We start from the raw sequence: 19,312 nt of genomic DNA on the forward strand, positions 1-19,312 counted from the left end.
GCGCCCCGCCTGCGAATCGGTGCATGCGACCGCCCGGCGCGGATCAACTGGTCAGTGCCTCCCATATGCCTTGTCATCCCTATCACCGTCCTGATTTGTGTTCCGAGGACAGGGCCTTCACCGACCGGGTGGCTGACTTAGCGACGCGGACAGATCATGTTTTGCTGTCACTAATCATTCGGAGCAGGCTTCGCTTGGGATGGGAGCGGAAGCAAAATGTTCCCGCTGCGCGGCTAGTCGGCGGTCTCCGCGACAGCGACCAGGGAGCCTCCATCGAGGACAAACCCGTCGCCAATCCGGTCGATGAACCGGCACCGGATCCGTTCGACGGTTGCGGGGTCTGCTGGCAGGAGGTGGCGGAACACTGTGCCGTGAACCACCGACCATGCGGTTTCGCCGTCCAGGGGCACCTCAAGGGGAATGGTATCGACTCCAGCGGTGCTGAACCCGGTGCCCAGCAACCAATCGCCGAGGTTGTCAGCGGACGCCAGCCGGCTGATGTTGGCCATCTCCCGCTCGAACCGGGAGGCGCCCCGGCCGGGCGCCTCGGCGGAACATGCTTCCTCAAGCAGTTGCCGGAAGCCGGCGTGGGCACCGGCATCCCAGGTGCTGAGGGCGATCCGCCCGCCGGGCCGCAATTGCCGGGCCAGACCCGCTGTGCCCGCAGCCAGGTCAGCGAAATGGGTCAGTCCGTAGCAGCACAGCACCACGTCGTAGGGGGCGTCGGCGGTCCACCCGGTCACCTCCGCCGTGTTGAACCGAATGGTGGTCAGCGACATGGCATCGGCTTTTGCCCGCGCCAGGTCGAGCAGTACCGCGGACGGGTCAAGGGCGTCGACCACTCCATCGGGCCCCACCGATTGGGCGGCGGGGATGGTACTGGCACCGCTGCCGCAGTACACGTCGAGGACACGGTCGCCCAGCGCAATGTCGGCCGCCGCGGCGACGGCGTTCCCCATCGGATTCCACAACGCGGGAGCCAGACGTTCGAAGTCCGCGGCGCCGGGGGCGAACACTTCTTCGGCGGGGCGTGATGGCATGGAGGCTCCTTGTGCGGGTGACATTAGCGGGCGGTGCCCTCGAAGCTGTGCTGCCGCCAGGCTTCGTACAGCACAATCGACGCAGCATTGGCGAGATTCAGTGAGCGCCGGGAAGGGAGCATGGGCAACCGGACCCGTGCGGTGACGTGTGGGTCCTGTTTTACCGTCAGGGGGAGGCCCACCGATTCAGGCCCGAACAGCAGGACATCGGTGGGCCGGTAGCTAATGTCGGCGTAGGATTCCTCGCCGTCCGAGGTGAACGCAAACACCCGCGCAGGGGCGAGAGCAGCCCAGGCGCTCGATAGGTCCTGATGGACCCGTAGCACCGCCAGATCGTGGTAGTCGAGCCCGGCGCGGCGGAGCTTCGCGTCGTCGAAGCTGAACCCGAGCGGTTCCACCAGATGCAGCTCGGCCCCGGTGACCGCAGCCAGCCGGATAGCGTTGCCGGTATTGCCGGGGATCTCGGGGGTATAGAAGAGGATGCGGAACACGTGTCAATCCTAACGCCCGGCGTACTGCAGTAACCGGTCCAATACCGGTAACTGCACCACGTACGGCTGCGGTCCGCCGGCGAGGAATTTTTTGAGCTCGCGAAGCAGGGTGCCGGGGTTCGCCACATGAACGCTGGTCAACGCGGACTTATCCAGTGACGGCGGGTAGTCGACGATTGGTTCAAATGGATTGCCATCCCCGCCGTGTAACGCGAGCCAGCCCTGGACGTTGCATTCGGGGAAGAGGTCCTGGACCCGCCGGACCGATTCGATGATGCGCACGTCACCGGCGATCCTGCCGTTGTGACGCAGTGCACTGCCATCCCAACGGTAGTTTCCCGGTGGGGCCTGAAGGGAATCGATCACCGCCAAACGGTATCCCGCCAGCACCGCATGGCCGGCCTCGGTCCCAGCGTCGTCGCCGAACCGCAGACCATTGACGAGCCGGGCCGCCGGGAAGCCTGCCAGGAAGCGGTGTTCGAGCAGCGCCGCGGTGCGACGCTCGCCGTTGTACCGTGAACCACTGCCGGGGCCAAGTCGTGCGAAGAACCCGGGTTGCCGGGCTGTGCCGTGGATCTGGCTGCCAGCCAGGGTCAGGGGAATCACCGGTGGGCTTTGCGGGGAAAACGGCGGCTGATAGACCGGCTGCCGTGCAAAGGCGTCGCTATCAGCTGCCCGGTCGGGGGTGGCTGCCGAGCGGGAGGGGGCGCGGGAGGCTTCCGGTACACGCTGTGCGGCGCTTCCGCCGAGGCCCTGGTCATAGCGGCGACGACGTTCGGGGTCGGCCAGGGTCTCGTAGGCTACTGCCACGTCATGGAATAATTCTGCGCTTCCGCCTGCATCGGGGTGGGTTGACCGAGCAGCTCGGCGATAGGCGTCCTTCACCTGTTTGGCCGTCGCCCCCGGCGATAACCCCAGGACGGCGTAGTGGGTCCGGTCGGACAGGTTCGCCATGGGGGCCTTTCAGTGTCGGCGGGCAAGCGTGCTGATGAATGGTGGTGCGGCGGGCAGGCCGAGGCCCGTCAGGGCAAGACTGTAGACGGTTTTCCGGCCACCGACCAAATGACCGCTGTACCTTCAACGGCGGGGAAGGCCAATGCGTTCGGTAGCATCTTCACCATGATGATCAGTGGCGAGGATTGGTACGGCAAAGTACTCCACCGGGAGAACTACGCGGGGTCGCAGTTCACCGACTGCGACTTCACCGAACTCCAGACCACCGGGTCCACCTTCAGCAAATGTGTGTTCAGGAATGTGAAGTTCAATGTATCCACCCACACCGATGGAGCGTTCGACGGCTGCCGGTTTGAGTCCTGCAGTTTTTTCGATTCAACGTTCATCGGGTGCCGGCTGACCGGCAGTACCTTCGTAAACTCGACCCTGGTGCCGTTGAAGGTCAGCGCCGGCAACTGGTCCTATGTGTCGTTCGTGCGCGCCGACCTGACCTCCGCGGACTTTTCGGAGGTGGTGCTGACCGAAACCGACTTCACCGGCGCCAATCTCACCAAAGCCTCACTGCGGAACTGCCGGCTCTCCAACGTCGAGTGGGGTGGCGCCCCGCTCCGCGATGCCGACCTGCGCGGCAGCGAACTGGGGGAGCTTTCGATGGACAACCTGCAGTTGCGTGGCGCGGTGATCGACGTCGCGCAGGCCATGAGCATTGCCGAGGCACTGGGCGCCGTGATCCGGTGAAACTGGCGGTCGCGATCAACCCCGCGGCGGGGGCCTGATCCGCGCAGCAGGCGGGAACCATCGCGGTGGCGGAGCTCCGCGCCCGCGGCCACGACGTCGTCGTCGTGATCGGATCGTCCTATCAGCAGCTTCTCAAGCTGGCCTGATCGGCGGAGTCCAGCGGCGGGGTGGACGCCCTGATTGTGGTGAGCGGTGATGGGATGGTCCGGCTGGGCGCGACCGTGCTGGCGGGTGCTGTGGTGCCGCTCGGGATTGTGGCCACCGGCACCGGAAACGACGTCGCCCGGATGCTCAGGTTGCCGCTGCAGGATCCGCTGGCCGCAGCCAGCATCATCGACAAGGCATTGCTTGCACCGCCGCAACGTATAGATCTCGGAAGAATCCGGAGTGACGCGGATCAGGGTGTAGCCCAGTGGTTCGCTGGCGCCTGTTCAGCAGGATTCGACGCCATAGCGAACGCCCGCGCCAAACGGCGGTGGAATGAGGATTACCCCCGGCGTATCGTGCGACGACGGCGTGCTCGATCTGTTGGTTGTCTCCGCAGTCTCCCGCCTCAAGCTGGTTGCAATGCTGCCCAGGCTCTTCGCTGGCACCCACGTGTCCCACCCGGCGGTACGGATCGAGCAGGTCCGATCGGTCAGGGTAGAGGTAGCCGGGGTGATGGCCTTCGCTGGCGGCAAACCGGTGGGCGCGGCACCCTTGCAGATCGACGTCGTTCCCCACGCTCGGGGAGTACTCGCGCCGGCCCTCCTATCACCCGGGGTGGGAGCAGGGAAATGAAGTGTCGGGCCGAAGCCGCTAGAATTGGCTGATGCCCGTGTACCTGGACCACGCGGCGACCACGCCTCTCTCGGCGCCCGCGCTCGCCGCACTCACCGCTGAACTGAGCCGCAACGGCAACCCTTCGTCGCTGCACGGCTCCGGTCGTCGCGCCCGCAGGGTGGTCGAGGACTCAAGGGAGTCGCTCGCCGCTGCCGCCGGAGCGCACCCCTCCGAGGTGATCTTCACCTCCGGCGGCACCGAGGGGGACAACCTCGCCGTCAAGGGTCTGTACTGGGCCCGGCGCACCGAGGATCCGCGTCGACGGAGAATCCTGTGCTCCGCCATCGAGCACCCGGCGGTGCAGGACACCGTCGAATGGCTCGCCAAACATGAGGAAGCACTGGTCACCTGGCTCCCCGTCGATGCCGAGGGAATCCTCTCCCTTGACGCGTTGCAGGCCGAGCTCGACGACGACCCCGGCTCTATCGCGTTGATCACCGTGATGTGGGCCAACAACGAGATAGGGTCCGTTCAGCCCATCGAGGCGGTCACCACAGCAGCGGCCCGGCACGGCATCCCCGTGCACTCGGATGCAGTCCAGGCCTTCGGGTCCCTCCCGGTCTCGTTTGCCCGCTCGGGCCTCGCCACCATGGCGGTCAGCGGGCACAAGATCGGCGGGCCGGTGGGTGTCGGCGCACTCTTCGTCGGCAGGGCAGTGACGCTCACCCCCGTGCAGCATGGCGGCGGTCAGGAACGCGATGTCCGGTCGGGAACCCTCGACGCGGCAGGAATCGTTGCCTTCGCTGCCGCTGCGGCCGACGTCACCAGCACCCTCGCCGGGGAATCCGCACGCATCGCCGACCTGCGGGATCGCCTGATCGGCGTCGTCGAAGCAGCAGTGCCGGAGGCGGTCCTCCGAGGGCACCACACGCACAGGCTCCCCGGGAACGCCCACTTTACCTTTCCCGGTTGCGAAGGGGATTCGCTGCTGTTTCTGCTGGACCTGGCGGGGGTTGAATGCTCCACCGGTTCCGCCTGCACGGCTGGGGTGCCGCGGCCGTCCCACGTTCTGCTCGCGATAGGTCTGACCGAAGCGGAGGCCAGGGGGGCCCAACGTTTCTCCCTCGGGCATACCTCGACCCCCGAGGACGTTGAAGCTCTCGGAGCAGCACTGCCTGAGGCCTACCACCGGGCGCTGCAGGCCGGGATGGCCGGACATGCCTCAAGCATCCAGACAGCTGGAACAGGTTTTCGATCGTGAAGGAACACTCATGAAGGTACTCGCAGCAATGAGCGGCGGGGTGGACTCCGCCGTCGCCGCAGCCCGCGCCGTCGAGGCGGGGCACGACGTCGTCGGCGTTCATCTCGCGCTGTCCCGCATGCCCGGGACGTTGCGCACCGGCAGCAGGGGCTGTTGTACCATCGAGGATTCGCGGGACGCCTGGCGTGCCTGCGATATTCTGGGTATCCCCTACTACGTGTGGGATTTCTCCGAGCGGTTCAAGGAGGACGTGGTGGACGATTTCATCGCCGAGTACGCCGCCGGCCGCACCCCCAACCCCTGCATGCGGTGCAACGAACGGATCAAGTTCGCCGCGCTGCTGGAGAAGGCCCTCGCGCTGGGCTTCGACGCCGTGTGCACCGGCCACTACGCGAAGGTCATTGAGGACGGTGACGGTAACCGTGAGCTGCATCGCGCAGCGGATTGGGCGAAGGACCAGTCCTACGTGCTCGGCGTCCTCACCCACGAACAGTTGAAGCACTCACTGTTCCCGCTGGCGGAGACCCCGTCAAAGGCGGAGGTCCGTGCCGAAGCGGAACGCCGGGGCCTGTCGGTGGCGAACAAGCCCGACAGCCATGACATCTGCTTCATTCCCGACGGCGACACCCGGGGCTGGCTGGCCGAGCGCATCGACATGACCGAGGGGGCGATTGTCGACACCGACGGTGAGCAGGTTGGAACGCATCCGGGCGCCAACGCCTTCACCGTGGGACAGCGTCGCGGCCTGAAGCTGGGCACCCCCGCCGACGACGGCAAGCCCCGCTTCGTCCTGGAGATCCGGCCGAAAGAGAACACAGTGGTCGTCGGGCCGGAACGGATGCTGGCGGTGGACCAACTCCGCGGCATCAAAGTGTCCTGGGCGGGGCTGCCGATCGACGCCGTCGTGAACGGCATGCAGTTCGACTGCATGGCGCAGGTACGCGCCCACGGTGATCCGGTGGACGCTGTGGCCTGGCTGGAGGACGACGGCGACGGGCAGGCGGAACTCGTGGTCCGGCTGACCGAACCGATGCGCGGCGTCGCACCAGGCCAGACGGTGGTGCTGTATCAGGGAACCCGGGTGCTCGGACAGGCGACCCTCGACTCGGCACGTTCACTGGAACGCCCTGAACTTCAGCCTGCCACCTAATTATGTCGACGCTGGATTAGTCGGCGGTCTGTACCTGATGTTTGACTGGGTGCATGACTGAATCGAGCAGCGGCTACAACCCGGCGGCGAGCTCGCTCGCTGGGCAGGTACAGCCCGAGGTGATGGCTGAACTGTTATCGGTGCGGAGCAGTATCGACAATATCGACGCGACACTCGTCTACCTTCTGGCGGAGCGATTCAAGGCGACGCAGCGGGTGGGAATACTGAAGGCTGAGCACCAGTTGCCGGCCGGTGACCCTGACCGTGAGTCAGCCCAGATCACCAGGCTGCGGGCGCTGGCCGAGGAAGCGAACCTTGACCCGGCCTTCGCCGAGAAGTTCCTCAACTTCATCATCTCCGAGGTGATCCGCCACCATCAGGCGCTCTCCGAGAACCGGCGGCCAACCGAGGACAGCAGTGGAGCCTAGCTCCGCACAGGTCACCGCAACGGCTCTCGGCGACTGGCCGGGAACCGACCCGCTGGAATCGGCGAGGGTGGTGCGCGGCGAACTCGGTGACCCTCACCTGCCCCATCTGGTGTCCCTGCCGCAGCGCGGGGTGGGGAGCGACGCCGTGGGGCGCACCGCCGCCATCCTGGTGGAGCTGCCGGTGGATCTGCAGCCGCACGGCTGGCGTCTGGTCGACCGGGCAGGTAAGGACCACCGCAGGGCGGTGTCGGCGCTTTCGACTGACCTCAACGTCCTCGGGGACCTGATTGGCGCTGAATCCGGGCCATCCCCGGCGTTGAAGATTCACTTTCGGGGACCGCTGTCCCTCGCAGCAAACCTGCACCTGCACAGCGGGGAACGTGCGCTGCTCGATGTGGGCGCCCGCCGTGAGATCAGGGATTCCCTGGCGGCCGGGGCAGCCGACCTCATCACCAGGATCGGCTCGGTGGCGCCGGGCGCCCTGGTGCAGGTCCAGTTGGACGAGCCCGAGATTGCCGACATCCTGGCGGGTGGCGTACCCACCGCGAGTGGCTACCGGACCCTGCGTGCGGTGCCCGATCAGGAAACCGCCGACGCCTGGGATGCTGTAGCCAACGCCGTCCGCGGTGTCGGGGCGGGGACCGTCGCGGTGTCCTTTCCCGCCGACCGCGCACCCCTGGACGTGCTGGCTACCAGCACAGTGACCGCCGCTGCACTGCCGGTGGCGGGGCTGTCCATGGCGCAATGGGAACAGCTGGCCGCGCATCTTGAAGCGGGTGGCGAACTCTGGGCGGGAATTGTGCCGAGGCCGGCCGCCGTTCCCGGGGTGTCGGCCCTGGCCGGTGCCGTGCTGACGCCGTGGCGCATGCTGGGTCTGCCCCTGAGCCGGTTGGCTCAACTGCGGCTGACCCCCGACGCCGGACTGGACGGCGTCTCACCGACCGCTGCCGCTCACGTCCTGCGCCGCCTGACCCAGGCGGCCGACGCGCTGAACCAGGAGGTGGGTGGGGCCTAGCTGCGCCGCTCCCACCGGAGGGGTTTAGCCCCGGGGGGCAGGACGCCGTCGAAGTCGACCAGATGGTAGTCAAACGCTCCGGCGTACACCAGCAGTGTGCCCAGTTGCCGGTGGATTACCTTGGTCTGGATCCGGAACCGGCCGGCGTCGTCATCCCACCACTGCTCCATGTAGGCCTGGGCGCCGACGATGTCAGGGACCGGCAGGCGCAGCGGGCCGGCGAAGACGCGGGTCCGGGTCGACACCATGCGCATTCGGCCCCCGGGGGTGACCGAGCAGGTGAGGTCCGTCAGTGTCATCCGGTGCGCCCCCACGTAGTCGAGGAGTTCCCCTTGCTCTTCCGAGGTGGTGTCCTCGAAAAGACGGTCAACTCCCGGAAAGTGCAGCACCCGGCGGGCGGTCAGCGACGACCGGCCGAATGGGTCGGTGTGCGGGTAATTGACAATGTGGAAGCGGATGTTCGTTCCGTACTCGGGGAAGAATGAGTTTTCTGCGGCGGCCAGCCTGAAGAACGGGCGGACAAACCAGGCAGGGCAGCCCGCCACCTCGAAGGTGCCGCTGCCCACGCCGGCCTGGCCTGCGCCAGCGTGCAGGCCGAAATAGTCCTGGAGTTCGGGTTGCAGCCGGTCGAAGTCGGCGCCCAGGGCGCGCTGGTAAATGGACTGCATGTTAGAGGTCCCACTTTCGTCGTTCACTGAGCCAGTCGATCAGGATTCGGGCGGTAAATCTTTGGTGGGTGCGCAGTAGGGGACTGGTGGCCAGCTCCGGTTGCGCTGCGCTGGTGATCATGTAGGCGGCGAGTATTGCCAGCCAGGCATCGATGTGGTCGGGGGCGGCTCCAGCGCTCAGCGGCGACTCCGCCAGCCAGCGGTCGACGTCGATCCCCGCGTGGTGCGGATACACCAGCAGCGCCACCCAGTCTGCCCAGGCAGGGCCGGTTGACAGAAAGTTCCAGTCGCAGAAGAGGGCCCGTGCTGGTTTCCGGCCGGCGGCGCGAATGATGATGTTGTCGGCGCGGAGGTCGTTGTGCAGGACTGAGTCACCGGTGAGGGCTTCCCTGCCGTGCAAAGCCACCTCCTGTAGGTCTCCCAGCTGTGCCGTGGTGAGCCGGGGTAGGTAGGGGAGAGCCCCGCCGTTCCGGGCGAACTGCCCGAAGACATCGGTGGCTGGCCGGTCCCCGAAAAACTCGTCGACCATTGACCCGCCGGACAGGCCGGCAGGAAGGTGCCGCAGTGCCGATTGCACCACGAGCAGCGAGTGGTGGACCGCGCCAAGGTCAGCGGCTGTCCATGGCCGGCCCGGCATGTACCCGTTGACCGCTTCAAAACTCAGCAACTGCCAGTCGATTCCCTCAACGGTGAGCCGGTCTGCGGAGCGCAGCAGCGGGATTGGAAGACCGGTGGGGAGGTTCGTCAGGACCTCCGCCTCCCGCACATAGGCAGCGAAGATGTGGCTGTCGGTCGAGGGTGCGGCCTTCGCGAACAAGGTCCGGCCCGCGCCGGAGAGGACCGCTGCGAAACCGTTGGTGAATCCGCCGCCGGCCGCCGCGGCGGACTCCACCGGAGCGTCGAGCACCGACGCGAAGTGCTGGCAGACCGCCGTGGGCAGTGCCGTCCAGGGCAGGCGGCGCGCCGTCTGCGTGTAATCCACCAGTGTTGCCGGCAGCATCAGAGTCGTCCCGCCGCTTTGAGCCGGATATACATGTCAGCAAGCAGCGGCGGGAGCTCATGCGGGGCTGCATCGACCACTTCGGCGCCGAGCTGGCGGAGCTGTGCTGTGACCGCCGCCCGGTCAAGCAGCGCCCGTTCGGCCGCCGCCGCCCGGTACACATCGGCCGCCGACCGGCGCTCGCCGCGCATCTCCTCCAGTCGCGGATCGCTGACCGAGGCTACCACCACCACATGCTGAGAGGTCAGCCCGGCAAGAACCGGCAGCAGGCCCTCCTCCACCGATCCGGAATCGAGCGACGTCAGCAACACGACCAGCGACCGGTGGGACGAGATGGAACGCACCTGGCCGGGCACCCGCGACCAGTCGGCTTCAATCAGTTCGGCGTCCAGCGGAGCCATGGCTCTGACAAGGGAATTGAGCAGGTTTCCCTTTGCCGCAGAGTCGACCCGGGCGCGGGGGCGACGGTCGAAGGCCAGGAAATCCACGCGATCGCCGCCGCGTTGCGCCAGGACGGCGAGCAGCAGGGCCGCTTCCATGCTGGTGTCCAGCCGGGGTTCGTCATCGATCCGGGCGGCCGAGGTACGTGAGGTGTCCATCACGATGACAACCCGCCGGTCACGTTCGGGACGCCAGGTGCGCACCACAGTGTCCCGGCGGCGGGCCGTGGCGCGCCAGTCGATGGAGCGCACGTCGTCGCCCCGGACATAGTCGCGGAGTGAGTCGAACTCGGTGCCAGCGCCGCGGATCTGCACAGCAGCCCGACCGTCGAGCTCGCGCAACCGGCGAAGTTTGGAAGGCAGGTGTCGCTTGGAATGGAACGGGGGGAGCACCCGGAGCAGGCCCGGCGCCGGGACGCTGAGCTGCCGTGCCGCAAGCCCGAGCGGGCCGAAACTGCGGAGCGTCACGTGCTCAACGCGCAGGTGCCCACGCCGCTCGGGGAGCAGCGTGATCACGAGCTGCCGGGATTCCCCCGCGGGAACCGAGACGTGCTGGACCGCGTCGATGGCGCCTGCCGACGGCTGCCACGCTTCGCGCACTTCGGCCCGCAGCCGGCGTCGTGAGTAGTTCCGGACCGTCAGGGTGCTGGTGCAGGTTTCGGTGAGCCGGACGCTGTCGGGCAGGGTCCGGCTCAAACCGGCCCTGCGCGGAGAAGCGGCAAGCGCGAGGTCCAGCCCGGCGGCGGCCACGAGGGCGGCAGCCCAGATCATAATTGAGACCGCGCCGGGATACAGCGCCACGGGCAGTGTTCCGAGCAACGCCGCAAGCACGAACCGTCCGGTGATGGTCATCCAGGACGGCCCTAGCGGGGGACGGGGACGGTGGCGAGGATGCCCAGCAGAACGTCATCCACGTCGACGCCGTCCATCTCGGCTTCGGGCCGCATCGACACCCGGTGGCGTAACGCCGGGAGGGTGAGGGCCTTCACATCATCGGGCGTCACGAAGGTGCGCCCGGAAAGCCAGGCCCACGCCCGGGCGGTGTTCAGCAGCGCGGTGGCGCCGCGCGGGGAAACACCCAGCTGGAAAGACGGCGCGGTCCGGGTGGCCCGCACCACGTCGACAATGTAGGCGATCACCTCGGGGGCGATCGCCACCGACGCCACCGAGCGGCGGGCGTCGGCCAGGTCCTGTGCCGAAGCCACCGGGCGGACTCCCGCGGCAGCGAGGTTTCGTGGGTCGAAGCCGGTGCTGTGCCGGCGGATTACCTCGATTTCGTCGTCGCGGTCCGGCACCGAGAGGGTGAGTTTGAGGAGGAAACGGTCCAGTTGGGCCTCCGGCAGGGGATAGGTCCCCTCATATTCAACGGGGTTCTGGGTGGCAGCGACAATGAACGGGTCGGGAAGGGCACGAGAGACTCCGTCGACCGACACCTGCCGTTCCTCCATCGCCTCCAGCAGGGACGCCTGGGTTTTGGGCGGTGTCCGGTTGATCTCGTCAGCCAGGAGGATATTGGTGAACACCGGGCCCTCCCTGAAGGTGAACTCCGAGCTCTGTGCCTCATAGATGAGAGATCCTGTGACATCGCCCGGCATCAGATCCGGGGTGAACTGGACCCGCTTGGTGTCCAGGTTCAGGGCGGCGGAGAGGGTGCGTACCAGCAACGTTTTCGCCACCCCGGGGACACCCTCCAGCAGGACATGCCCGTTCGCTAGCAAGGCGATCAGCATCCCGGTCACTGCCGCATCCTGACCCACAATCACCTTGGCCACCTCCGAACGAACGTTCAGGAGGGCCTGGCGTTCCGGGCCAGCGGCTGATACCGGTGAGTCTTGGTGAGTCGGAAACTGGTGGCTCATCTCGCGTCGATCTCTTTCTCTAGGGCGGCAAGGTCTTGGCTCCACCGCACGAGGTGGGCGTCGGAAGTGGGCGCGTCGGTGCGCAGGAGTTTATCCAGGTCAGCGGCCGGCCGGGTGGTGTGCCGCGCCGCGGCGTCCACCACCGCCGGCACTGAACTGGTGGCTGGCAGGCGAAGCCGGGAGGCGAGCCGGAGGAGCGTGGCGGCGCGAAGATTCGCGGCGGCCCGGTCAACTGACGACGAATCCTGATACAGCCGGGCCCGCCCTTCTGCCGTCTCCGCGGCGCGTACCAGCACGGGGAGCGGCTCCGCCACCAGGGCACCCAGCCGCCGTCCCCGCCACAGCACTGCCAGCAACGCGGTGCCCAGGAGCCACAGCATGACCGGGTTCACCCAGTCGGGAAGCAGAGTGAGCGGGTCGACGGGCGAGTCGCTGATGGCAAGGTCGGCCGCGGTCGGCTGATACCAGACCACGACCGGGCTGATGCCGAGGGTGCGGAGGGCCAGGGCGGCGTTACCGTCCCGATCGATGGTCTCGTTGCTGAGGATGCTTCCGTTGCCCAGCGCGACGACGGTCTGGTCGGCGGTCGTAGCATAGGAGCCCGACGGCGGACCGCCCAGCGCGGTGGCAGGCGGGAAGCAGTTGGCGTCTGCCCGGTAGGCGAAACCTCCGGCGGTGATACTGCCGGCGGCGACAGCATCGGCAACCCCGCAGGCAGCCGGTAACGGTAGGTCCTCCGCGTCGGGAATCAGCCCCGCCTGCCGGATCTCCGGTGCCAGCGCGCCCAGCACGAGGCTGTCCGGCTCGATCAGTACCAGCCGGTCAGCCAGCCCGTCCAGGGATTCCAGCTGATCGGCGTCGAGCCAGGAATCGGGGTCGTGCAGCAGCAGGGTGGCGCCTCCCGATGTTGCTGCCGCGGCGGCCTCAAGGGATTCCGCCCGAATCACCTTCACGCCCCGCTCCCCAAGGACCTCGGCGAGGGCCATGGCTCCCGCTGGCGCGGGGTTGACCGGGGAGAGCACGCCGCCGTCCTGCCCCGACCGGCCCAGGAACCCCACCAGCACCACTGCGATCAGCAGGATCCCGAGGGCCAGCCAGGGCCCGGTGCGGCGCAGGCGGGTCGCGGCCGTCTGCCCCGCGCTTCCGCCGTCGCCGGTCACTTCGGTGCCGCTGTCTTCGGTGCCGGCATTCTGGGCGCTGATGTTTGGGGCATTCTGGGAAGCCATCAGCGGGGTGCCACCAGATCCGGTGGCGACGGGTGCGCAGCCGGGCGGGCACCAGATAGCACATCGTCGATGGCGGTGGCCCGTAGGTAGTCGGAGCCGTCTGTGGACCGGTTGCCATAGTGCACCTCGTTGAACCTGTCGGCCAGCCACGCCGTCCCATCGCCCGTCGGGCCGAAGGCCGCCCTAAGCTGGACCCCGGTCTCTGCGGCCGTACGGCCAGGCTGGCGGTCGATGATTCCCCGCTCCTCGGCGGACCGGATGACCGCCCGCAGCCGTTCGGTGAGAGCAACGTCCCACTCCTGGGATCCTGCGGCAGCGGTAGCGAGTTGCCGGTGCTCGCCAGCGGTGAGCACGGTTGTACCAGTGAACACTCCCGCCGCCGGTACGGTCCGGCTGGCATTGAGGCGGGGTTTGATCAGCCACACCGCCGCCGCAACCACTACCGCCGCACCAAGGACCAGCACGAGGGTGCCGGGACCGGCCTCCAGAGGCCGGAGCCCGGCGAAGATGGACCCCAGCCATTCGAGGATGGCCGTGGCGATGCGCTCCAGAAAGTTGGGTCCGGCTTCCTGGTACCGCCCCTCGGCCAGTTCGTCGACGAGCCATCGATGTGCTTCGTCGTCGTCGGGCACCACAGCGCTGTGACTGACGAACGGCACGGTGGTGGGAATCGCTCGGATCAGCATGGCTGCGGCCGCATCAGGCTCAGGCGCCGTGGACGGGCGGGGCTGGTGGACCGCCGGGGCGGTGCCCAAACTGCTGTCCGCCGGGGTTGGCTGACTGGCCCGGGATGGGAGTGAACCGACCGGCGTGTGCTTCCTCGTGTTCGCGGAGCAGGACGACGTCGAATCCCTCGCGCCGAATCCGTAGGTCAACATACAACAGGGCGGTCACTCCGGCCTGGAACGCGTAGCCGATGGCGCCGAAGACCGCGGTGATCAGCTGGGCGACCAGAAGGATGGGAAGTGAGGCCATCAGCTCTTCCCCCAGCGCAGCGGGGGAGTCGCTGAAGGACACGAACTGGGTGGCGAGCAAGCTCAACGGGGTGGAAATCACCGAGGTGATGATCGACACGATGATGCTGGTCAGAATGAGGATTCCGAAGGTCCGCCACCAGTTGCGGGTGGTAAGTGTCCACGACCGGCGCAGGGACGTGAGCGGTCCGGCGCCCTCGAGCATGAGCACCGCCGGAGCGAGCACGAACTTGATGCTGAGCCAGATGATCAGAGCCAGCGAGGCAAGGAACCCGAGCACGATGATCCAGATCGCGTCCTGGCCGAGCACCGCGGCGAGTAGCCCAGCGACTACCACGAGGATGGCGAGGCCGGCGACGATCATGAGCAGGAGGAGGAACCCCAGCCCAAGCAGGGGCAGGATCCGCCGGGCGGCCAGCTTCCACAGTTGCACAAAACCGGTGCGCTCGTTCAGCACAGCGCGGGCAATCGGGATGACCAGCACCCCCTGGAGGACAAGGACTCCTACGCTACTGAGCACCATAATCGCTGTGCCGACGGAAATTGCCGATGCGGCGAGTCCAGTGATTTGATCCAACGAAGGGTTGTTCGGGTCAAGCTGGGCGAGCGAGCCGACCAGTCCGACGGTCAGGAGCAGGATCAGCACTGAAATCAGCACCTGGAACAGGATTGCCGTGCCAAATGTTGCCAGCGGGTTTTTCCGGCAAGCCTGGAACGCGCCGTCGAGTATCTCGCCAAGACCCAGGGGTCGCAGCGGAATGATGCCCGGCTTGGGTGGCGCCTGGTAGCCGCGGAACTGCCCGTGCGGGACACCCTGCCAGCCAGGCTGGGCTCCCCATTGGGGGGCCGGGGGAGGCTGCTGTCCCCACTGTGCCGGCTGGCCCCATTGGGCATTCTGGCTGGGTGGCTGGGTGTGTGGGCCGGGTGCGCCGTCCCGCGAGCGATCGGCTGGTTCACCGTCGTGCGGATTGTTGCTCATCCTGTCCCCCGGTAACTTTCGATCGTCTCGTGATCCCATCTCCTAGAACTATAGTTACCGGGAGGGTTTTCGGGGAACTCGTTTGTGGTGGGGCGCGCGGAGCCCGGGCCGCAGTACAACATTGCGGCAGCAATGGGAGACTATGGAGATATGAAGGCACGCATTCTGGTCGTAGACGACGACGAAGCACTGGCCGAGATGATCGGCATCGTACTGCGCAACGACGGATTCGATCCCGTGTTCTGTGCAGACGGTTCCCAGGCACTGGAAATCTTCAGGAGCTCCAAACCCGATCTGGTGTTGCTCGATCTGATGCTCCCCGGTATCGACGGTATCGAAGTGTGTCGGCAGATCCGCAACGAGTCCGATCTTCCCATCGTGATGTTGACGGCAAAATCCGATACCTCCGACATTGTGCGGGGGCTCGAGTCCGGGGCCGACGACTACGTGCCCAAGCCGTTCAAACCGGCAGAACTGGTGGCCCGGGTCAGGGCACGGCTCCGCCCGGGCGACCAGAAGGCGCCCGAGACCCTGCGAATTGGCGAAGTCACCATCGACGTGGCAGGGCATTCAGTAGTCCGTGCCGGCGACCGTATTTCGCTGACCCCGCTGGAGTTCGACCTGCTGGTGGCTCTGGCACGCAAACCGTGGCAGGTCTTCACCCGGGAACTGTTGCTCGAACAGGTGTGGGGGTACCGGCACGCAGCCGATACCCGGCTCGTTAACGTGCATGTGCAGAGGTTGAGGTCGAAAATTGAGCGGGATCCCGAGGCGCCAGAGATTGTGCTGACGGTCCGCGGCGTCGGATACAAGGCAGGACAGGGGTAGGTTGGAGCGCGCTTCAGCTCGGGTTCGGGGCAGGCTCAGCGACCTGACGTCGCAAGTCCGGTCCTGGATCCGGACGATGCTGTCGCGTACGGCCCGGCAGTGGCGCCGTTCGCTGCAATTCCGGACAGTGGTCTCCACCCTGCTACTCACCGCCCTGGCCTTCGCTGCCGTGGGCGCGTTCCTCTCCAATCAGATCGCCAGTGGTCTCTACGAGGAACGCTTCGAACAGTTCAAGGCTGAGTCCAGCAACGGGCTGACTGAAGTGGGGGCGATCTTCAGCAGCGCGTCGACGACCGACCGTGATTCGACCGCGCTGCTGGTCCGGGACACCTTGCCCAGCCTTGAGGGTGGGGGCGCCGATGCCCCCCGCCGCTTCATTTTGGCGTTTGTGCCAGGCCAGAGCACCGAGATCTACATGGCTCCGTTCGGCAGTGACGGCCTGCAAGAATCAAGCGCAATCCCGCCAGCGATGGTTGACGCCGTGCGGTCCGGACACGACCAGTATTGGTCGGCCACCTCGTTCGTCGAGTCAGGCGAGTTGGTGCCCGGACTGGCGTTCGGCACCAAGGTGACGCTGCCGCCAGCCCAGACCGAGTACGCGCTCTACCTGATTTATGACCTGTCGTCGATGCAATCGACTCTGGATTACATCCACGGGGTGATCTGGATCGCCGGCACCCTGCTGCTGCTGATCGTTGGGGCTATCGCGTGGTTCGTGACCCGCAGTGTGGTGGGGCCGGTCAGCCACGCGGCGGTGGTTTCCGAGAAGCTGGCATCCGGTCAGTTGGAGGAACGGATGGATGTTAAGGGTGAGGACGAGGTGGCCCGATTGGGCGCGTCCTTCAATCACATGGCCGAGAATCTTCAGGACCAGATCACTCAGCTTGCCCGGCTGTCGCAGATGCAGCAGCGCTTCGTATCAGATGTTTCCCATGAGCTTCGTACCCCGCTGACCACCGTTCGAATGGCAGCCGAAGTGCTTCATGACGCCCGGGCCAACTTTGATCCCATCAATCGTCGCTCAGCGGAGATCCTTTACAACCAGGTGGAGCGGTTCCAGGCGCTCCTCGCTGATCTGCTGGAAATCTCGCGGTTCGACGCTGGTGCGGCGGTGCTCGATTCCGAGTCGGTCGACATTTTCCAGGTGGTCCGGCACGTCATTGACGGCGCTCAACCACTCGCGGACGCGTGCGGTTCCGAGCTGTCAATCGTTTCACGCGAGACTGAATGCCTGGTCGAGGGGGATCCCCGCCGGATCGACAGGATCCTGAGGAATCTGGTGGTGAACGCCCTCGAGCACGGTGAAGGGAAGCCGGTCACCATCTATATCGCTTCCAACCCGGACGCCGTAGCCGTCGCCGTCCGGGACTATGGCATCGGTATGACGCCGCTCGAGGCGTCACGGGTTTTCGACCGGTTCTGGCGAGCGGACCCAGCCCGGGCGCGCACCACCGGTGGCAGCGGACTGGGCCTGTCGATCGCCACCGAGGATGCCCGCCTGCACGGCGCCTGGCTGCAGGCCTGGGGGTCTCCCGGCAAAGGTGCCTGCTTCCGTCTGACCCTGCCGAAGGTGAGCGAGTCGGTGCTCAAGGTGTCGCCGCTGCCCCTGCCACCACGCAAGGGCGGGCTACCCGAGCGACCGGCGGTCGCGGCGTCCCCTGAGTCGGCACAGTCGAACACGATGGTCAAGGAACCCCACGATGCCCGTTAAGCGCCGATCACCGGGTCAATCCCTGGTGTTCCTCCTGTTGCCGTTGCTGCTCGTTATCAGCGGATGTTCGTCGATTCCCGTCTCGGGACCGGTCGGTGTCGTTACCGTCGGATCCGGCACCTCTGATCCGCTGATCTTCAATCCGCTGGGACCCCGCCAGGACGCAGAGCCGGAGTCGCTACTGCGATCCTTTGTCACGGCCGGGACGGGGGCCGAGGGGGACTACGAAATTGCCCGCGACTATCTTACCGAGGAATTCGCGAGGGAGTGGCAGCCCGAAGAGCGCATCATCATCTACACCTCGGATCCGCAGATCTCGACAACTCCCACTGAGGGAGTGTTTCAGATTCAGCTTGAGGTTGAGGGGACAATCAACGCCGAAGGCATCCGGACAGGTGCCGAAGCCACGACCACTGAGACTCTCACCGCGGAGCTGGTGCAAAACGCTGACGGCCAGTGGCGTATTACCGCGATTCCTGACGGCATCATGATCTCCTCGACCGAGGCGGACCTGTTGCTGGAAACCTACAGCCTGTACTTCTACAGCAGCTCCTTCGAGCACTGGGTACCGGACGTCAGGTGGTTCGTCAACCGGGCCGCTATCGCCGCGAACATCGTCGAGGCGATGCTCGAGGGCCCAGCGCCCTACCTGCAAGGATCGGTGACCAGTGCGTTCCCTGAAGGCACCACCCTCGGCGTCGAGTCCGTACCGATCGTCAACGGCACTGCAACAGTCGACCTGTCAGCTGACATTCTTCAGGACACCAGCGACCTGATCCGCCAGCAGATGCAGCAGCAGTTGCGAGTCAACCTGGCAGGACTGAACACCGTCAATTCGGTGCAGATGACGGTGGGGCAACCAGTCTTTCTCGGTGACGAAGTGCCCCATCCAAACCTCATCGTCCCGGTGGGTGACCCGCCCGTGGGCAACGAGCAGATTGTGGTGTCCGGGAACGAGTTGTTCCTCTACCAAACCGACCAAACCGTCCCGATCGACGGTGTACCGTCGGTAGCAGCCCTGGACCCCCAGGACCCCGCGATGTCCCTGAACGAATCGGACTTCGCTTTCCTCAATGGGAACCGCACCCGGCTGTACACCACCGGGCCAGATCAGGAAATCTTGCTCGCGGTGACTGGCAGGAATCTGACTGCACCGAGCTTCGATCCGAACAATTGGGTCTGGACGGCCAGCACTCCTTCCGACGGGCAGGACTCCACTGTGTCTGCCATTCCGCCCGGTGGCACCCAGGACAATGCCGTGTCGGTGACCGCCCCGTGGCTGTCCGAGGCCGAAGTGCTGGAACTGCGAGTGTCGAGGGACGGCTCCAGGGTGCTGGTGGTGACCGAACAGGACGGCGTCAGTCGAGTGCTGCTCGCCGGTATAGTGCGCAACAATGACCGAGCGCCACAGAGTCTGGGCACCCCCCGGGAGCTTTTCGCGGGCGGCCCGGTGACCACAGCCAAGTGGGTAAACGAGGACACGGTCATTGTTGCTGCGACTTCCGCGGAGGGCGAGGTTACCGCTGAGTTTCTCGGCCTCGATGGGACGGCCGAGGCGTTGTCGCCGCTCGCCGGCATTACCCACCTCAGTGCGGGCACCGGCCCCACTGCCATCTTCGCCGCGACGCCCGAGGGGGTCAGGAACAGGGTCGGGGACACCTGGTCGGACGAGCCGGTTGAGGGCGTCCAGGATCCGGCGTTCCCCGGCTGATCGGCACCCCGGCGCCCAGGAGTGCTGGCTGGCCGTAGCCGGCTGGCTGACGTTGTCCACATACGCCAGGAATGCCC

At 66.3% G+C, this 19,312-nt stretch carries 19 protein-coding genes and 1 pseudogene; 10 read left to right on the forward strand and 10 right to left on the reverse strand.

Annotation, left to right across the window (positions count from 1 at the left end):
* Positions 1-233 precede the first annotated feature (233 nt).
* The 3 genes from ACX80G_RS03055 to ACX80G_RS03065 are packed head-to-tail and all read right to left on the reverse strand — an operon-like array spanning position 234 to position 2,485.
* The gene (locus ACX80G_RS03055) at positions 234-1,040 is read right to left on the reverse strand and encodes a class I SAM-dependent methyltransferase (RefSeq protein ID WP_459305511.1); all 807 of its coding nucleotides are present in this window, start codon (positions 1,038-1,040) and stop codon (positions 234-236) included.
* Between the two features lie 23 nt (positions 1,041-1,063).
* Entirely contained in the window at positions 1,064-1,531 is a 468-nt protein-coding gene (locus ACX80G_RS03060) for a tRNA (cytidine(34)-2'-O)-methyltransferase (RefSeq protein WP_459305513.1), read from the reverse strand.
* A gap of 9 nt (positions 1,532-1,540) precedes the next feature.
* Positions 1,541-2,485: a J domain-containing protein gene (locus ACX80G_RS03065; protein WP_459305515.1), complete on the reverse strand. Its 945-nt coding sequence runs from the start codon at positions 2,483-2,485 to the stop codon at positions 1,541-1,543.
* A gap of 12 nt (positions 2,486-2,497) precedes the next feature.
* On the opposite strand from ACX80G_RS03065, the gene ACX80G_RS03070 reads away from it, so the two are divergent.
* The 7 genes and pseudogenes from ACX80G_RS03070 (at position 2,498) to ACX80G_RS03100 (ending at position 7,839) form a co-directional block, all read left to right on the forward strand.
* Complete coding sequence (locus tag ACX80G_RS03070; RefSeq protein WP_459305516.1) at positions 2,498-3,223, forward strand: pentapeptide repeat-containing protein; 726 nt, start codon at positions 2,498-2,500, stop codon at positions 3,221-3,223.
* Between the two features lie 200 nt (positions 3,224-3,423).
* Positions 3,424-3,507 (forward strand): annotated as a pseudogene (locus ACX80G_RS03075) (hypothetical protein); the annotation flags it as partial.
* Between the two features lie 196 nt (positions 3,508-3,703).
* Positions 3,704-4,003, forward strand: coding sequence for a hypothetical protein (locus ACX80G_RS03080; RefSeq protein WP_459305517.1), 300 nt, complete (start codon positions 3,704-3,706; stop codon positions 4,001-4,003).
* 31 nt (positions 4,004-4,034) lie between these two features.
* Positions 4,035-5,246, forward strand: coding sequence for a cysteine desulfurase family protein (locus ACX80G_RS03085; RefSeq protein WP_459305519.1), 1,212 nt, complete (start codon positions 4,035-4,037; stop codon positions 5,244-5,246).
* 10 nt (positions 5,247-5,256) lie between these two features.
* Positions 5,257-6,396, forward strand: coding sequence for a tRNA 2-thiouridine(34) synthase MnmA (gene mnmA, locus ACX80G_RS03090; RefSeq protein ID WP_459305520.1), 1,140 nt, complete (start codon positions 5,257-5,259; stop codon positions 6,394-6,396).
* A gap of 53 nt (positions 6,397-6,449) precedes the next feature.
* A complete protein-coding gene (locus ACX80G_RS03095; protein WP_459305522.1) occupies positions 6,450-6,824 on the forward strand; it encodes a chorismate mutase in 375 nt (124 codons plus the stop codon).
* Entirely contained in the window at positions 6,814-7,839 is a 1,026-nt protein-coding gene (locus ACX80G_RS03100; protein ID WP_459305523.1) for a uroporphyrinogen decarboxylase/cobalamine-independent methonine synthase family protein, read from the forward strand. Before ACX80G_RS03095 ends, ACX80G_RS03100 begins: the two co-directional genes overlap by 11 nt.
* Here ACX80G_RS03100 and ACX80G_RS03105 read toward each other — a convergent pair.
* From ACX80G_RS03105 to ACX80G_RS03135, 7 genes are read right to left on the reverse strand one after another with little or no spacing between them, the layout of a single operon-like run.
* Entirely contained in the window at positions 7,836-8,507 is a 672-nt protein-coding gene (locus ACX80G_RS03105; RefSeq protein WP_459305525.1) for a DUF4166 domain-containing protein, read from the reverse strand. The two genes, ACX80G_RS03100 and ACX80G_RS03105, sit on opposite strands and share 4 nt — an antisense overlap.
* Position 8,508: 1 nt before the next feature.
* A complete protein-coding gene (locus ACX80G_RS03110; RefSeq protein WP_459305526.1) occupies positions 8,509-9,507 on the reverse strand; it encodes a phosphotransferase in 999 nt (332 codons plus the stop codon).
* A complete protein-coding gene (locus ACX80G_RS03115; protein ID WP_459305528.1) occupies positions 9,507-10,799 on the reverse strand; it encodes a DUF58 domain-containing protein in 1,293 nt (430 codons plus the stop codon). Before ACX80G_RS03115 ends, ACX80G_RS03110 begins: the two co-directional genes overlap by 1 nt.
* A gap of 11 nt (positions 10,800-10,810) precedes the next feature.
* A complete protein-coding gene (locus tag ACX80G_RS03120; RefSeq protein WP_459305529.1) occupies positions 10,811-11,806 on the reverse strand; it encodes an AAA family ATPase in 996 nt (331 codons plus the stop codon).
* Positions 11,803-13,032: a DUF4350 domain-containing protein gene (locus tag ACX80G_RS03125; protein WP_459305531.1), complete on the reverse strand. Its 1,230-nt coding sequence runs from the start codon at positions 13,030-13,032 to the stop codon at positions 11,803-11,805. Before ACX80G_RS03125 ends, ACX80G_RS03120 begins: the two co-directional genes overlap by 4 nt.
* Complete coding sequence (locus ACX80G_RS03130) at positions 13,032-13,718, reverse strand: DUF4129 domain-containing protein (RefSeq protein ID WP_459305533.1); 687 nt, start codon at positions 13,716-13,718, stop codon at positions 13,032-13,034. Before ACX80G_RS03130 ends, ACX80G_RS03125 begins: the two co-directional genes overlap by 1 nt.
* A gap of 19 nt (positions 13,719-13,737) precedes the next feature.
* Positions 13,738-14,985: a DUF7847 domain-containing protein gene (locus ACX80G_RS03135; protein WP_459305535.1), complete on the reverse strand. Its 1,248-nt coding sequence runs from the start codon at positions 14,983-14,985 to the stop codon at positions 13,738-13,740.
* Positions 14,986-15,135: 150 nt separating this feature from the next.
* Between ACX80G_RS03135 and mtrA the strand changes: the two genes are divergently transcribed.
* The 3 genes from mtrA to ACX80G_RS03150 all read left to right on the forward strand — a co-directional run bounded on the left by mtrA (position 15,136) and on the right by ACX80G_RS03150 (position 19,235).
* A complete protein-coding gene (mtrA, locus tag ACX80G_RS03140) occupies positions 15,136-15,813 on the forward strand; it encodes an MtrAB system response regulator MtrA (RefSeq protein ID WP_171584106.1) in 678 nt (225 codons plus the stop codon).
* 76 nt (positions 15,814-15,889) lie between these two features.
* Positions 15,890-17,524, forward strand: coding sequence for an MtrAB system histidine kinase MtrB (mtrB, locus tag ACX80G_RS03145; protein ID WP_459305537.1), 1,635 nt, complete (start codon positions 15,890-15,892; stop codon positions 17,522-17,524).
* Positions 17,514-19,235, forward strand: coding sequence for an LpqB family beta-propeller domain-containing protein (locus tag ACX80G_RS03150; protein ID WP_459305539.1), 1,722 nt, complete (start codon positions 17,514-17,516; stop codon positions 19,233-19,235). Before mtrB ends, ACX80G_RS03150 begins: the two co-directional genes overlap by 11 nt.
* Positions 19,236-19,312: the final 77 nt, after the last annotated feature.

This window comes from Arthrobacter glycogeni (assembly GCF_054510815.1).